Genomic DNA, 13,555 nt, shown 5'->3' with positions numbered 1-13,555 from the left:
GAAATCTATGTAGCGCGCCGGACGCGGCGAGAACAGGGCGTCGCCGCTAGAACAGGTCGCCCTGGTTGGACGGGGCTGTCGGCGGCCTGGGCGCGCGGGCCGGCTTGGCGGCGGGCGTCGGGGGTGCGGGCGGGACGGCGCTGGGCGTCCCGTCGATGGTCGCCTCGCGGCTCTGGTCGGCGAAGACCAGCCGCACGCCCTCGCCGCTGACCAGCGAAGCGCCTTCGCGCACCAGCGATCCGTCGGCCCGATGCACGCGGGCGAAGCCGCGCTTCAAGGGGGCGCTGGGGTCGACCGAGGCATAGAGCTTGGAGAGACTGGAGAGCCGCTCGGCGGTGCGGTCCAGGCCGCGCGCCATCGCCGGCTTCAGCCGCAGGACCAGACGCGCCAGGCGGTCGGCGTGAACCTGCTGCGGGCGTTGCAGAAGGCCGGGCGACAGCCGGGAGGAGACCCGCACCAGGTCGGTGTGGTGCGCGGCGACATTGCGCGACAGACCCGCGCCCAGCCGGCTGGAGGCCAGGTTGAAACGCTGGGCGGCCATTTCGACCAGGTCGGGCACCCGCGCCAGCGCCCGGCCGGCATGTTCGACGCGGCCGCGCCGGTCCTCCACGGTCCGGCCGCCGCAGCGGTGCAGGCGCGCCGAGAGGTCGCCGATATAGGCCTTCAGCTCGGCCAGGACCGGCGTGGCCATCTCGGCCGCGGCGGTCGGGGTCGGCGCGCGTCGATCTGAGACGAAGTCGATTAGAGTGGTGTCGGTCTCGTGTCCGACCGCCGAGATCAGCGGGATGGTCCCCGCCGCCACGGCGCGGGCCAGGGCCTCGTCGTTGAAGGCCCAGAGGTCCTCGACCGAGCCGCCGCCGCGGGCGACGATCAGGATGTCGGGGCGCGGCACGGGGCCGTCCGGGGCCATGGCGTTGAAGCGCGCGATGGCGTTGGCGACCTGACCGGCCGCGGCGTCGCCCTGGACGACGACCGGCCAGACGATCACCCGGCACGGCCAGCGGTCGCGGATACGGTGCAGGATGTCGCGGATCACCGCGCCGGTGGGGCTGGTGATGACCCCGACGACGGCCGGCATGGTCGGCAGCGGCCGCTTGCGCGACGCCTCGAACAGGCCCTCGCCGTGTAGCTTGGCTTTCAGGCGTTCGAGCTGGGCCAGCAGGGCGCCGACGCCGGCGGCCTCCATGGTCTCGATGACCATCTGGTAGCGCGAGCCGGCTGGATAGGTGGTGATCTTGCCGGTGACCACGACCTCCATGCCCTGTTGCGGGCGGATGGAGAGGTTCTTGACCGATCCCTTCCAGACCACGCCGTCGATCGCGGCGCGCTCGTCCTTGATGGTCAGGTAGACGTGGCCGTTGGAGTGGTGGGTGACCTTGGAGAGTTCACCGCGCAGCCGGACGAACCCGTAGGCGTCCTCGAGGGTGCGCTTCAAGGCGAAGGCCAGCTCGGAGACCGAGTAGGCCTTGGCGTTGCTGTCGGTGTCGGTCGCGACGTCGGTCATAGGGCAGAGATAGCGGCCTGCGCCGTCAAAAAGAAGTTCGGGCGCGCCTGACAGCGAAGCTGCCGCTCGGCGCGCCCGGAACCCATCCCCCCGGATACTAGATGTAGCGGCGCAGCGAGCGGGCCAGTTCGTTGGCGCCGCCACGCTTCTTGGTCTGCACCGGCTGATAGGCGACGCGGGCGTGCTCCATGCAGTAGGGGCCGTCGTCTTGGCGGCGGCCGCAGAAGGTGAAGCTGTCGCTCGACGGATCGCCGATCGGCCACTTGCACATGTGAGCGCCCAGCGTCAGCACCGTGGCGGTGCCCGGGGCTTCCTCGACGTAGCGCACCGGCGACGGTGTCGGCGTCGGCGCGGCCGCGGCGACCGCGGTCGGCTCGGCGATGCGGCGCGGCGCGGCCGGAGCCGCAGCGGCCGGACGGGCCGGACGCGGCGCCTTGAAGGCCGGACGGGCCGGCTTCGACGGCGCAGCGCGTCCCGACAGGCCCAGGCGATGGACCTTGCCGATGACGGCGTTGCGGGTCACCCCGCCCAATTGTTTCGCGATCTGGCTGGCCGAAAGGCCATCTTGCCAGAGTTTCTTCAGACTCTCGACGCGTTCGTCAGTCCAACCCATGTCTGGCTCCACCCGCTTGCACGCTCCCAGCGCCGCCCCCGCGGGTGGCCGGGATCAATATCTTGTGGCAGTCCGAAAACCTGACCGCCATCAACCACTAGATATCGTAACCCATCCATTAACGGCCACAATAGGCGCCCTCGCCTTCGTCCACAGAAACTAGATATTGATTCTGTCCACAGGGTTCGCGTGGAAAGCGGCGCCGTGACGGGTGCTTGCGAACTTCGACAAGCGGGCGCACATCCTGGGCCATGAAGGACATGCCCGCCGCCGACGCCGTCATCCCGCCGCAGCCCCGCAATTATCACGGGTTCAACTGGGCCGGGTTCGGGACCCTCTATACCCGAGAGGTGCGCCGCTTCTGGAAGGTGGGCATGCAGACCCTGGCCGCGCCGGTGGTGACGGCGCTGCTCTATATGATGGTGTTCGTGGTTGCGGTGCGCGGCGCGGCCCCGCCCATCCATGGCACGCCGTTCGCCGTGTTCGTCGCGCCCGGCCTGATCATGATGCAGGTCCTCAACAACGCCTTCGCCAACTCCTCGTCGTCGCTGTTGCAGGCCAAGTTCAACGGCCTGGTCGGGGACTTCATGACCCCGCCGCTGACGCCGCTGGAGCAGGTGCTGGCCTTCTCGCTCGGCGCGGCGACCCGCGGCGTCGTGGTCGGGGCGGTGACCTTTGCGGCGATCCTGCCGTTCGCCGCCCTGCCGATCACCCACGTGTGGGCGGTGCTCTACTTCGGGATCGGCGCGGCCCTGATCCTGGGGATGCTGGGCATCATGGCCGGGCTGTGGGCCGAGAAGTTCGACCATATGGCGGTGGTCACCAACTTCATCATCATGCCCCTGACCTTCCTGTCCGGGACCTTCTATCTGGTCGACAAACTGCCCGAGCCGTTCCGCACGGCCAGCCACTACAATCCGTTCTTCTATCTGATCGACGGCTTCCGCTACGGCTTCATCGGCCACGCCGAGGGCTCGCTGATCGCCGGCGTCGGCATGACCGCCGGCCTCGTGATCGCCTTCGCCTGCCTGTGCCTCTGGATGTTCGAGACCGGCTACAAGCTGAAGACCTGAGGCCGACGGCGCCTTAGTTCTGCGGCACGCCCACGGCGATCATCTCGACGTGGTGCGGCGCGCCGCGGGTGATCACCGGCGTATGGGTGTCGGTGATGAAGCGCAGCTTGCCGTCGACCTCGATGCGCGCCGACACCGTGTAGGTGTGGTTGTCGACGATCGTGGCCGGATCGTAGGTCAGCGCGAACTTGTAGGGCGGTGAGCCGCCGGTCAGCACCTGGGTGTCGATCACCTTGGCCGGGGCGTCCATCAGCGAGGTGTCGGCCAGGGTCACGGTGACCGTCGCGGTCGGCGGCAGCATGATCCGTTCGCGATACAGCACCGAGCCGGTGACCTGACCTTTGGCGGCCGGGGCGGGGGCGGTGCTGGCGCACCCGGCGACAGCCAGGGCGACGAGCGGAACGAGAGCTTGGAGAGTCTTCATCCGGGCCTCCTCGGTGCAAAACGTGGCCAAACATGGACCCCCGCATGCAGGTGGTCCATGAAGCTTCACAGAAGCGGTCATTGACAGACCGCCGTTCCCAGCGGAAAACGCCAAGCCTTCCAGTCCCCGCCGCCGTCGCCGCGGGGACGCTTACGTTTTCGGAGGGCGATCCCCGTGACTGAAAAGACCGCGCAACAAGCCGCGACCGTTCCCAGCGACCACATCATGGGCGTCTACAACCGCGCCCCGCTGGCGTTCGAACGAGGCGAGGGCGCGCGCCTGTTCACCACGGACGGAGACGCCTATCTCGACTGCATGGCCGGCATCGCGGTGAACGCGCTCGGCCACTCGCACCCCAAGCTGGTCGCCGCGGTCAAGGACCAGGCCGAGAAGCTCTGGCACGTCTCCAACGTCTTCAAGATCCCGGGCCAGGAAAAGCTGGCCAAGGTGCTGACCGACGCTACCGGCCTGGACGAGGTGTTCTTCACCAACTCCGGCGCTGAGGCGATCGAGTGCGCGATCAAGACCGCGCGCAAGTATCACTGGGCCAACGGCGCGCCCGAGCGGATCGACATCATCGGCTTCGACGGCTCGTTCCACGGCCGCACGCTGGCGGCCGTCAACGCCTCGGGCAACGCGGCCTATCTCGAAGGCTTCGGTCCGCGCATGCCGGGCTTCGTCCAACTGCCGTTCGGCGACATGGATGCGCTGAAGGCGGCGGTCGGCCCGACCACCGCGGCGATCATCGTCGAGCCCGTGCAGGGCGAAGGCGGCGCGCGCTCGCTGAGCGAGCAACAGCTGCAGGCGCTTCGCCAGCTCTGCGACGAGACCGGCACGCTGCTGATCCTCGACGAGATCCAGTGCGGCCTGGGCCGCACCGGCAAGCTGTTCGCCTGGGAATGGGCGGCTGGCGTGAAGCCGGACATCGTGGCCCTGGCCAAGGCGCTGGGCGGCGGCTTCCCGGTCGGCGCTTGCGTCACCTCGGCGGCGGCCGGCGCCGGCATGACCGTGGGCTCGCACGGCTCGACCTACGGCGGCAACCCGCTGGCCATGGCCGTGGCCCTGGCCTCGATGGAGGAGCTGTCCAAGCCCGAGCTCATGGACCATGTCCGCGAACTGGCCGGCTACTTCACCCAGCAGTTCAACGGTCTGAAGGACCGCTATCCGGACGTCGTGCTCGACATCCGCGGCAAGGGCCTGCTGATGGGGCTGAAGCTGGCGACGCCGAACCGCGAGTTCATGCAGCACGCGCGCGACCAGCATCTGCTGATCGCCGGCGGCGGCGACAACTGCGTGCGTCTGCTGCCGCCGCTGACCCTCACGCTCGAGGAGGCCCGCGAGGCGGTGGAGAAGCTCGACCGCGCCTGCGAAGCCGCCCGCGCGAAGGCCAAAGCCGCCGCCTGACCCCCATTCCACCGCTCTTTCCCGCGAAGGCGGGAACCCAAGCAGACTCCCAAGCGCATCGCCGTTCGGCAAAGCAGCTTGGGTCCCCGCCTTCGCGGGGATGAGCGGATTTAGGATCCGGATCCCAAATGACCCAACCCGTCAGACACTTTGTCGACCTCTGGAAGATCGAAGCTTCCGACCTGCGCGCCATTCTCGACGACGCCAAGGCGCGCAAGGCCGCCCGCCGCGGCTGGCCGCAGGGCCGCGTGGACGGCGACGCCCCGTGCCGTGAGCGCACGCTGGCGATGATCTTCCAGAAGAACTCCACCCGCACCCGCTTCTCGTTCGACGCGGCCATGCGCCAGCTGGGCGGCGACGTCATCATCTCGACGGCCAACGACATGCAACTCGGCCGCGGCGAGACCATCGAAGACACCGCCAAGGTGCTCTCGCGCATGGTCGATGCGATCATGCTGCGCGCCAACAGCCACGAGGATGTCGAGCGGCTGGCCTACGCCTCTACCGTGCCGGTGATCAACGGCCTGTCGGACAAGGGCCATCCCTGCCAGATCATCGCCGACCTGATGACCTTCGAGGAGCATCGCGGTCCGGTGACCGGTAAGACCCTGGCCTGGATCGGCGACGGCAACAACGTCTGCTCCAGCTTCATCCACGCCGCGCCAAAGCTGGGCTTCAAGCTGAACATCGCCAGCCCGGCGCTCTATCACCCGGACCTGATGGACCTGGCCCGCGCGGCCGACCTGCAGGGCCAGGTGTTCACCACCGACGACCCGCGCGAAGCCGTGCGCGGCGCCGATTGCGTGATCACCGACACCTGGGTCTCGATGGGCGACGTCGATCACGACGAGCGGATGGAGGCTCTGGAGCCCTATCAGGTCGACGGCGACCTGATGTCTCTGGCTTCCAAGGACGGCGTCTTCCTGCACTGCCTGCCCGCCCACCGCGGCGAGGAAGTGACCGACGACGTCATCGATGGTCCGCAGTCGCTGATTTGGGACGAGGCGGAAAACCGCATCCACGCCCAGAAGTCGATCCTCGCCTGGTGCTTCGGGGCGATCTAACCGCGTCAGGGGGAGGCGGCTGCTGAAGCTCGCAACTTCGGCCGCGCCTCCCTATATGCCGCCACCATGTCCGACACCGTCATGAACGCCATCCCCGACGACATCGTCGCCCCCTTCCAGATCGAAGGCGAAGCCGTGCGCGGCCGCCTGGTCCGCTTGGGCCCGGCGGTGCACGAAATCCTGTCCGGCCACGCCTATCCCGAGCCGGTCGCCAACCTGTTGGGCGAAGCCTGCGCGCTCGCCGCCCTGGTCGGCTCCAGCCTGAAGTTCGACGGCCGGCTGATCGTCCAGGCCCAGGGCGACGGCCCGGTGCGCTACGTGGTGGTCGATTACGACACTAGCGGCGCCCTGCGCGGCTACTGCCGATACGACGAGGAAGAGGTCGCCAAGCTGACGACCGGCTTCGTGCGTCCCGGCGCCAAGAGCCTGCTGGGCGGCGGCGTGTTCATCATGACCGTGGACCAGGGTCCCGACATGGACCGCTACCAGGGCGTCACCGCCATCGAGGGCGAGACCCTGGCGCTCTGCGCCGAACAGTACTTCGCCCAATCGGAGCAGACCCCGACCCGCGTGCGCCTGGCGGTCGGCCAGGCCGACGTCGGTCAGGGCCCGCAATGGCGCGCCGGCGGCATGCTGATCCAGAACATCGCCGAGGACGACGCCCGCGGCTCGACCACCGAGGCCTGGGTCCGCACCCAGGCGTTCTTCGAGACCATCGGCGAGGACGAACTGCTCGATCCGACCATCTCGGCCGAAACTCTGCTATTCCGCCTGTTCCAGGAGGACGGCGTGCGGGTGTTCGAGCCGAAGCCGCTGCAGGCCTTCTGCCGCTGCTCACAGGACCGCATAGAGACGGTGCTCAAGTCGTTCGGTGAGGACGAGCGTGCCGACATGGTCGAGGACGACGGCCAGATCCGGGTCACTTGCGAGTACTGCTCGCGGGTCTATGCGATCGATCCGGCCGGCCTGGCCTAACACCGGGCTGGTCTCCGGTCGTCGCCGACGCGACTATGGCGTCATGCAAGACGCCGACCGCGAATTTGACGAACTCGCCGCCCTGACCGGCGCGCTGCTGGGCGCGCTGGAGGCGCTCGCCTTCATCGGACGGCGGCTGAATCCGCCGGACCTGCCCGCGCTGCTGACCGCCGTCGGGACGCCGGAGGACGCCCTGCGCGAGTCCCTTCAGCGCATGGCCGCCTGGCAGGGCCAGGTCGTCGCGCTCCGTGAGCCGCTCGAGGAAGCCGGCCTCGCCGTGGTGTCAGGCTTCGAGGAGCTGCGCGCGGGCGTGGCGGCCGGCGACGTGATGCAGGCGTTCCGTGGCCTGCGCCATGGCCCCCGCGCGCAGGAGGCGCTCTATCCCCTGGCCGGCCTGCTGCCGCCCGTGAACCGCTACTTCCTGGAGCCCGGCGTCCGCGGGGACGCCGGGCTCCAGGCGCGCTTTCGCACGCCCGCGCCGCACACCGGCGTCATGCATGCCGGTGGCGAGCCGGGCGCTCGCGGGGCTTTCTCGCTCTATGTGCCGGAATACTACTCGGCTGACCGCGCCTGGCCGCTGGTGGTGGCGCTGCACGGCGGCTCCGGCAACGGCCGCGCCTTTCTGTGGAGCTGGTTGCGGGCCGCCCGCAGCCGCGGGGCGATCGTGGTCGCGCCCACCGCCGCCGGCCAGACCTGGGCACTCTCAGGCCCCGACTTCGACACCCCCAACCTGGCGCACATTCTCGCTGAGATCGGCGCGCGCTGGAATTTGGACCACAGCCGTCTGCTGCTCACCGGCATGAGCGATGGCGGCACCTTCAGCTATGTGAGCGGGCTGGAGCCGAACTCGCCGTTTACGCATCTCGCGCCGGTCGCGGCCGCCTTCCATCCGATGCTGGCCCAGGCGGCTGACAGCGATCGTCTGCACGGGCTGCCGATCCAGGTCGTGCACGGCGCGCTCGACTGGATGTTCCCGATCGACATGGCGCGCGCCGCCGTCGACGCCCTGAAGGGCGCCGGCGCGGATGTCGTCTATCGGGAGATCGAGGACCTCGCCCACACCTATCCGGTGGAGATGAGCGGCGAGATCCTCGACTGGCTTGAGCTTAGGCCGCGTCCAGCGCGCGGCTGACGTCGCGGCTCAGGTCGCCCGATCCTTCCAGGCCGACGCTCATCCGCACCCAGCCTTCGGTCAGGCCGATCTCCAGCCGCTCGGCCTCGGGCATCGACCGGTGCGTGGTGGTGCAGGGGTGCGTGGCCATCGACTTGGCGTCGCCGAGGTTGTTGGAGATGTCGACGATCTCGAGCGTGTCCAGGAACCGCCAGGCCGCTTCACGGCTGCCCAGGTCGAAGGCCACGACATTGCCGCCGCCGGTCATCTGGTTGGCGATGATCGCCGCCTGCGGGTGGTCGGGACGGGTGGGGTAGAGCACCGTCTTGGCCTTGGAATGCGCGGCGATGACGTCGGCGATCTTCGCCGCGTTCTGCGCCTGGCGGGTGACGCGCAGCTCCAGCGTTTCCAGGCCCTTGAGCAGCACCCAGGCGTTGAACGGCGACAGCGCCGGCCCGGTGTGGCGCAGGATGTCCTTGTAGGACTCGGTCATCAGCGGCTCGGCGCCCAGGATCGCGCCGCCCAGCACCCGGCCCTGGCCGTCGATGTGCTTGGTGGCCGAATAGACGACGATGTCGGCGCCCAGGGCCAGCGGCTTCTGGAAGACCGGCGTGGCGAAGACGTTATCGACCACCAGCTTGGCGCCGGCGGCATGGGCGATCTCGGCGACGGCGCCGATCGCGGTCACTTCCAGCAGCGGGTTGGCAGGGCTTTCGACTAGGAACACCTTGGTGGTGGGGCGGACCGCATTCTTCCAGGCGTCGAGGTCGGTGGCGTCGACATAGGTCACCTCGACGCCGAAGCGCGGCATCCATTCCGACAGGATCCAGCGGCAGGAGCCGAACAGCGCGCGGCCGGCCACGATGTGGTCGCCGGCCCGCACCAGGCCTTGCAGGGCCACGTGCACGGCGGCCATGCCCGAGGCGGTCGCCTTGCAGGTCTCGGCGCCCTCCAGCAGGGCCAGGCGGTCCTCGAACATCTGCGTCGTCGGGTTGCCGAAGCGCTGGTAGATGAAGCCCGGCTCCTCGCCGGAGAAGCGCTTGTCGGCGGCGCCGGCGCTCTCGTACGAGAAGCTCTGGGTCAGGAACAGCGCCTCGGAAATCTCGCCGTAGGGCGTGCGTACCATGCCGCCGCGCACCAGCTTGGTCTCGAGCTCCCAGTCGCGCGTGTCTTCGGCCATGGTGGTTCCTTTCAGCTTAGGCTGGCGGTTCTAAACCTCGACCCAGGCCTTCGCCACCAGTGAAAATCTGCCGCAGCTTGCAGCCAGGCGGGTGCGAAGCCTTGCCAGACTCGTGGCGGACGGCGAGTGTCGCGGCGATGAGCCAAGCCGCCGGTATCCTGCCTTCCCAGTCCATCGATGACCTGATCGCCGCGGGCGCCATCACGTCCTCCCGTCCGTTCGACGCCGACCAGGTGCAGCCGGCCAGCCTCGATCTGCGCCTGGGCGCGCGGGCCTGGCGCGTGCGCGCCTCGTTCCTGCCGGGCCTTGGCCGCACGGTGCCCCAGCGCATCGAGGATGTGGCGATGCACGAGCTCGACCTGACCAAGGGCGCGGTGCTCGAAAGGGGCTGCGTCTACATCGCCGAGCTGCAGGAGGCCCTCGCGCTGCCCAAGGGCATCTCGGCCCGCGCCAACCCGAAGAGCTCGACCGGCCGGGTCGACGTCTTCGTGCGGCTGCTGACCAACAATTCCGTCGCCTTCGACGACGTCGCCGAGGGCTATGCCGGGCCCACCTTCATCGAGATCGCGCCGCAGACCTTCTCGATCCTGGTGCGGACCTCCACGCGGCTGAACCAGCTGCGCTTGAAGCGCGGCGAGCCGCCGAAGCTCCAGATCCGCAGCGTCGGGGTCGACCTCTCCGACGGCGTCGCCGGCTTCCGCGCGCGTCGTCACGCCGGAGTGGTCGACATGGACCATGTCGACGGCCACGATCCCAAGGACTTCTGGGAGCCGCTGATCCCGCGCCGCGGCGAACTGCTGCTCGATCCGGGCGAGTTCTACATCCTGGCCTCCAAGGAAGCGGTCGAGATCCCGGTCATGGAGGCGGCCGAGATGACCCCGATCGATCCGTCGGTCGGGGAATTCCGGGTTCACTACGCCGGCTTCTTCGATCCCGGTTTCGGCACCGAGGAAGCGGGCGGCGTCGGCTCGCGCGGCGTGCTCGAGGTGCGCAGCCACGAGACGCCCTTCCTGCTCGAAGACGGCCAGACCGTCGCTCGGCTGGTTTATGAGCCGCTGACCGCAAAACCTGCCCGTCTCTACGGCGAGGGCGGGTCCCATTATCAGCGCCAGGGCCTCAAGCTCTCCAAGCATTTCCGGGTCTGGGGCTAGGCCCGTGTGCTATGCTGGCCGCCTCCCCATGGAGGACGGTCGGCATGCTGAAGCTTGACCACGTGGTGTTTCCGGTGCGCGACGCCGGCGCCAGCCTCGCCTTCTATCGCGACATCGTCGGCCTTGAGCTCGTCGAGGCCCATGAGGGCGACGACTGGGGCGACTACGCCTGGCTGATGATGATCTTCGCGCTGCCGGGCGGCGGCGAGATCGTGCTGGTCGAGCTCAAGGGCGCGCCGGCGCCGCTCTATCGCGACCTGCCGCGCGACGCACGCCACTACGCCGTGGCTGCGGACACTGTGGCGGAGCTGGCCGCCTGGCGGCTGCGGTTGCGCGAGGCCGACGTGCGCTACTGGGAAGAGGATCACGGCGCCCAGCAGTCGATCTACTTTGAGGACCCCGACGGTGTGGTGCTTGAGGTCACCGCCCCGCCCAGTAGACCGGCGGCCAAGACGTCCGAGCGCGCGCGGGCGACGGTCCGGCGCTGGATCGAAGCGGGCCCCGGCGCGGCCCATCCTTGACCGCCGCGCCTGCGCGCGCCAAACGCTCGCCCATGAACATCCTCCTCGTCGGCTCGGGCGGGCGCGAACACGCGCTGGCCTGGAAGATCGCGGCCTCGCCGCTGGTGAAGCGTCTGGTCATGGCGCCGGGCAATCCCGGCATGGCCTCGCTGGGCGAACTGCGGCCGCTCAAGGTCACTGACGTGACCGCCCTGGTCGCGCTGGCCAAGGAGATCGCCGCCGACCTCGTGGTCATCGGCCCCGAGACCGCGGTCGAAGCCGGGCTCGCCGACGCGTTGAACGTGGCCCAAATCCCGTGCTTCGGACCTGTGGCCGCCGCCGGCCAGCTCGAGTCCTCCAAGGCCTTCACCAAGGCCTTCACCGACCGCCACGGCCTGCCCACCTCTGGTTACAAGGTTTGCGATACGGCAGAGGCCGGCAAGGCCGCCCTGGCCGCGTTCAAGCCGCCCTACGTGATCAAGGCCGACGGCCTGGCCGCCGGCAAGGGCGTCGTGATCGCCCAGGACCGGGCCGAGGCCGAAGCCGCCATCGACGACGCTCTGGGCGGTCGCTTCGGTACGGCCGGCGCGCGAGTGGTGATCGAGGAATTCCTTGAAGGCGAGATCGGCTCGCTGTTCGCGCTCTGCGACGGCAAGGACTCCATCGTCTTCGGCGGCGTCCAGGACCACAAACGCGCCTATGACGGCGAGCTTGGTCCCAACACCGGCGGCATGGGCACCTACTCGCCGGCCCCGGTCTTCACGCCCGAACTGATCGAGCAGGTCCGCACGCGGCTGGCCGAGCCGGCCTTCGCCGGCATCGCCTCGGAAGGCGCGCCGTACAAGGGCGTGTTGTTCGTCGAGTTGATGGCGACCAAGGACGGTCCCAAGCTGGTCGAGTTCAACGTCCGCTTCGGCGATCCGGAATGTCAGGTGCTGATGCTGCGCCTGGAAAGCGACCTGGTTCCCTATCTCGTGGCCTGCGCCGACGGCACGCTGGCCCAGATGCCGCCGCCGGTCTTCCGCGACGAGTCGGCGATCTGCGTCGTGCTGGCCGCCGACGGTTATCCGGAAACCCCGGTGACCGGCTCGATCATTCGCGGCGCCGAACAGGACTTCGGGCCGGAGGTGGTGGTCTTCCATGCCGGCACGTCGCGCGACGCCGACGGTACCCTGCGCGCTTCGGGCGGGCGGGTGCTCAATGTCTGCGCCCTCGGCGCGACCCTGCAGGAGGCCCGAGACAAGGCCTATGCGGCGGTGGCGAAGATCGACTGGCCCGGCGGCTTCCATCGCACCGACATCGGCTGGCGAGCGCTGTCGCGTCCCTGACGGCTGCGTCATTTTTTAGAATATTCGGTATGGAATTCGCCTGGGTGCTTGCTCGGCGGGCGCGCGCCTCGGTATGGTGGTTCAAACAACTGTACGAACGTCGAGGGAAACGCCATGGCCGACGCCGCCGAGCAGCAGCGCGAACAGCTCAACAGCGGGACCAAGGAGGTCGCTGAGTCCCATCGTTTCGATGAGGCCGCCCTGGCCGCCTGGATGGAAGCCAATGTGGAGGGCTATGCCGGGCCGCTGGAAGTGCGCCAGTTCAAGGGCGGTCAGTCGAACCCGACCTACCAGCTGATCACCCCGACCAAGAAGTACGTCCTGCGGCGCAAGCCGCCGGGCAAGCTGCTGCCCTCGGCCCACGCGGTCGACCGCGAGTACAAGGTCATCACCGCGCTCTACCCGACCGGCTTCCCGGTCGCGCGCTCCTACGGCCTCTGCACCGACGACAGCGTCATTGGCACCATGTTCTACGTCATGGACATGGTCGAAGGCCGGATCCTCTGGGATCAGCAGCTCCCCGCCTACGAGCCGGCCGAGCGCCACGCGATCTTCATGGCCAAGATCAAGACCCTGGCCGACTTGCACAACACGGACTACCAGGCCATCGGCCTCGGCGATTACGGCAAGCCCGGCAACTACATGGGCCGGCAAGTCGACCGCTGGACCAAGCAGTACAAGGCCTCCGAGACCGCCCACATCGAGGAGATGGAGCGGCTGATCGAGTGGCTGCCCAAGACCCTGCCGGAGCAAGAACGCACCTCGATCGTCCATGGCGACTACCGCCTGGACAACATGGTCATCCACCCGACTGAAGCGCGCGTGATCGCGGTGCTCGACTGGGAGCTGGGCACCCTGGGTGAGCCGCTCGCCGACTTCACCTATCTGCTGATGAACTGGGTCAACGGCACGATCTCGCAGCTGCCGGATCTCAAGGCGCACGGCATTCCGACCATCGAGGAAGCGGTCGCGGCCTATTGCGAGCGCACCGGCCGTTCGGGCCTGCACGACCTCGACTGGTTCCTGTCCTACAACATGTTCCGCCTGGCCGGGATCTGTCAGGGCATTGTCGGCCGGGTCCGTGACGGCACCGCCAACAGCCCGCAGGCCGCGGCGATGGCCGAGCGCGTGCCGCAGTTGGCCAAGTCGGCCTGGACCTACGCCCAGAAGGCGGGGGCCTAGCAACCGTCCCGGCGGCGTGCGAAGAGGGCGATCGGCCGATCGCCCA

General features: G+C 68.8%; 13 protein-coding genes. 9 read left to right on the top strand and 4 right to left on the bottom strand.

From position 1 onward, the window contains the following. Positions 1 to 46 precede the first annotated feature (46 nt). Positions 47 to 1,504: an exodeoxyribonuclease VII large subunit gene (xseA, locus tag ACSQ2H_RS18495; RefSeq protein ID WP_436062845.1), complete on the bottom strand. Its 1,458-nt coding sequence runs from the start codon at positions 1,502 to 1,504 to the stop codon at positions 47 to 49. A 97-nt stretch (positions 1,505 to 1,601) separates the two neighbouring features. Beyond that, positions 1,602 to 2,117 carry a cell cycle sigma 70 cofactor GcrA gene (gene gcrA / locus ACSQ2H_RS18490; protein WP_436062844.1) on the bottom strand — a complete coding sequence of 172 codons (516 nt, stop codon included), beginning with the start codon at positions 2,115 to 2,117 and terminating at the stop codon, positions 1,602 to 1,604. Positions 2,118 to 2,368: 251 nt separating this feature from the next. Here gcrA and ACSQ2H_RS18485 point away from each other — a divergent pair, with 251 nt between their 5' ends. Further along, positions 2,369 to 3,190: an ABC transporter permease gene (locus ACSQ2H_RS18485; RefSeq protein ID WP_436062843.1), complete on the top strand. Its 822-nt coding sequence runs from the start codon at positions 2,369 to 2,371 to the stop codon at positions 3,188 to 3,190. Positions 3,191 to 3,203: 13 nt separating this feature from the next. Here the strand turns inward: ACSQ2H_RS18485 and ACSQ2H_RS18480 are convergent, their stop codons facing one another. Then, positions 3,204 to 3,614 carry a YbaY family lipoprotein gene (locus tag ACSQ2H_RS18480; RefSeq protein WP_436062842.1) on the bottom strand — a complete coding sequence of 137 codons (411 nt, stop codon included), beginning with the start codon at positions 3,612 to 3,614 and terminating at the stop codon, positions 3,204 to 3,206. A 225-nt stretch (positions 3,615 to 3,839) separates the two neighbouring features. On the opposite strand from ACSQ2H_RS18480, the gene ACSQ2H_RS18475 reads away from it, so the two are divergent. The 4 genes from ACSQ2H_RS18475 (at position 3,840) to ACSQ2H_RS18460 (ending at position 8,189) form a co-directional block, all read left to right on the top strand. Beyond that, the gene (locus ACSQ2H_RS18475) at positions 3,840 to 5,018 is read left to right on the top strand and encodes an aspartate aminotransferase family protein (protein ID WP_436063586.1); all 1,179 of its coding nucleotides are present in this window, start codon (positions 3,840 to 3,842) and stop codon (positions 5,016 to 5,018) included. Between the two features lie 128 nt (positions 5,019 to 5,146). After that, positions 5,147 to 6,082: an ornithine carbamoyltransferase gene (argF, locus tag ACSQ2H_RS18470; RefSeq protein WP_436062841.1), complete on the top strand. Its 936-nt coding sequence runs from the start codon at positions 5,147 to 5,149 to the stop codon at positions 6,080 to 6,082. Positions 6,083 to 6,148: 66 nt separating this feature from the next. Beyond that, entirely contained in the window at positions 6,149 to 7,057 is a 909-nt protein-coding gene (locus tag ACSQ2H_RS18465; RefSeq protein ID WP_436062840.1) for an Hsp33 family molecular chaperone, read from the top strand. Positions 7,058 to 7,100: 43 nt separating this feature from the next. Further along, positions 7,101 to 8,189 carry a hypothetical protein gene (locus ACSQ2H_RS18460; protein WP_436062839.1) on the top strand — a complete coding sequence of 363 codons (1,089 nt, stop codon included), beginning with the start codon at positions 7,101 to 7,103 and terminating at the stop codon, positions 8,187 to 8,189. On the opposite strand, the gene metZ is transcribed toward ACSQ2H_RS18460, so the two are convergent. Beyond that, on the bottom strand, positions 8,164 to 9,348 hold the full coding sequence (metZ, locus tag ACSQ2H_RS18455) for an O-succinylhomoserine sulfhydrylase (RefSeq protein WP_436062838.1): 1,185 nt from the start codon (positions 9,346 to 9,348) through the stop codon (positions 8,164 to 8,166). The genes ACSQ2H_RS18460 and metZ overlap by 26 nt on opposite strands. 137 nt (positions 9,349 to 9,485) lie before the next feature. Here metZ and ACSQ2H_RS18450 point away from each other — a divergent pair, with 137 nt between their 5' ends. From ACSQ2H_RS18450 to ACSQ2H_RS18435, 4 genes are all read left to right on the top strand, one after another. Next, positions 9,486 to 10,499, top strand: a complete 1,014-nt coding sequence (locus ACSQ2H_RS18450; protein ID WP_436062837.1) for a 2'-deoxycytidine 5'-triphosphate deaminase — start codon at positions 9,486 to 9,488, stop codon at positions 10,497 to 10,499. Between the two features lie 44 nt (positions 10,500 to 10,543). Continuing rightward, complete coding sequence (locus tag ACSQ2H_RS18445; protein ID WP_436062836.1) at positions 10,544 to 11,020, top strand: VOC family protein; 477 nt, start codon at positions 10,544 to 10,546, stop codon at positions 11,018 to 11,020. Between the two features lie 32 nt (positions 11,021 to 11,052). Next, a complete protein-coding gene (gene purD / locus ACSQ2H_RS18440) occupies positions 11,053 to 12,327 on the top strand; it encodes a phosphoribosylamine--glycine ligase (RefSeq protein ID WP_436062835.1) in 1,275 nt (424 codons plus the stop codon). Positions 12,328 to 12,441: 114 nt separating this feature from the next. After that, complete coding sequence (locus ACSQ2H_RS18435; protein WP_436062834.1) at positions 12,442 to 13,509, top strand: phosphotransferase family protein; 1,068 nt, start codon at positions 12,442 to 12,444, stop codon at positions 13,507 to 13,509. The last annotated feature ends 46 nt before the right edge of the window (positions 13,510 to 13,555 follow it).

Origin of the sequence: Phenylobacterium sp. LjRoot97, from assembly GCF_964254345.1 — a bacterium.
In the GTDB taxonomy this organism is placed as follows: domain Bacteria; phylum Pseudomonadota; class Alphaproteobacteria; order Caulobacterales; family Caulobacteraceae; genus Phenylobacterium.
Note: the sequence above shows the minus strand (reverse complement) of the source record. Positions and strands in the feature narration are given on the sequence as shown.

What these genes read in the sequence shown, in the direction of transcription:
- ACSQ2H_RS18465 (WP_436062840.1), top strand. Translation starts at nt 6,149, where the DNA reads ATGTCCGACACCGTCATGAACGCCATCCCCGACGACATCGTCGCCCCC.
- purD (WP_436062835.1), top strand. Translation starts at nt 11,053, where the DNA reads ATGAACATCCTCCTCGTCGGCTCGGGCGGGCGCGAACACGCGCTGGCC.
- ACSQ2H_RS18485 (WP_436062843.1), top strand. Translation starts at nt 2,369, where the DNA reads ATGAAGGACATGCCCGCCGCCGACGCCGTCATCCCGCCGCAGCCCCGC.
- xseA (WP_436062845.1), bottom strand. Translation starts at nt 1,504, where the DNA reads ATGACCGACGTCGCGACCGACACCGACAGCAACGCCAAGGCCTACTCG.
- ACSQ2H_RS18480 (WP_436062842.1), bottom strand. Translation starts at nt 3,614, where the DNA reads ATGAAGACTCTCCAAGCTCTCGTTCCGCTCGTCGCCCTGGCTGTCGCC.
- metZ (WP_436062838.1), bottom strand. Translation starts at nt 9,348, where the DNA reads ATGGCCGAAGACACGCGCGACTGGGAGCTCGAGACCAAGCTGGTGCGC.
- gcrA (WP_436062844.1), bottom strand. Translation starts at nt 2,117, where the DNA reads ATGGGTTGGACTGACGAACGCGTCGAGAGTCTGAAGAAACTCTGGCAA.
- ACSQ2H_RS18475 (WP_436063586.1), top strand. Translation starts at nt 3,840, where the DNA reads ATGGGCGTCTACAACCGCGCCCCGCTGGCGTTCGAACGAGGCGAGGGC.
- ACSQ2H_RS18435 (WP_436062834.1), top strand. Translation starts at nt 12,442, where the DNA reads ATGGCCGACGCCGCCGAGCAGCAGCGCGAACAGCTCAACAGCGGGACC.
- ACSQ2H_RS18460 (WP_436062839.1), top strand. Translation starts at nt 7,101, where the DNA reads ATGCAAGACGCCGACCGCGAATTTGACGAACTCGCCGCCCTGACCGGC.
- ACSQ2H_RS18445 (WP_436062836.1), top strand. Translation starts at nt 10,544, where the DNA reads ATGCTGAAGCTTGACCACGTGGTGTTTCCGGTGCGCGACGCCGGCGCC.
- argF (WP_436062841.1), top strand. Translation starts at nt 5,147, where the DNA reads ATGACCCAACCCGTCAGACACTTTGTCGACCTCTGGAAGATCGAAGCT.
- ACSQ2H_RS18450 (WP_436062837.1), top strand. Translation starts at nt 9,486, where the DNA reads ATGAGCCAAGCCGCCGGTATCCTGCCTTCCCAGTCCATCGATGACCTG.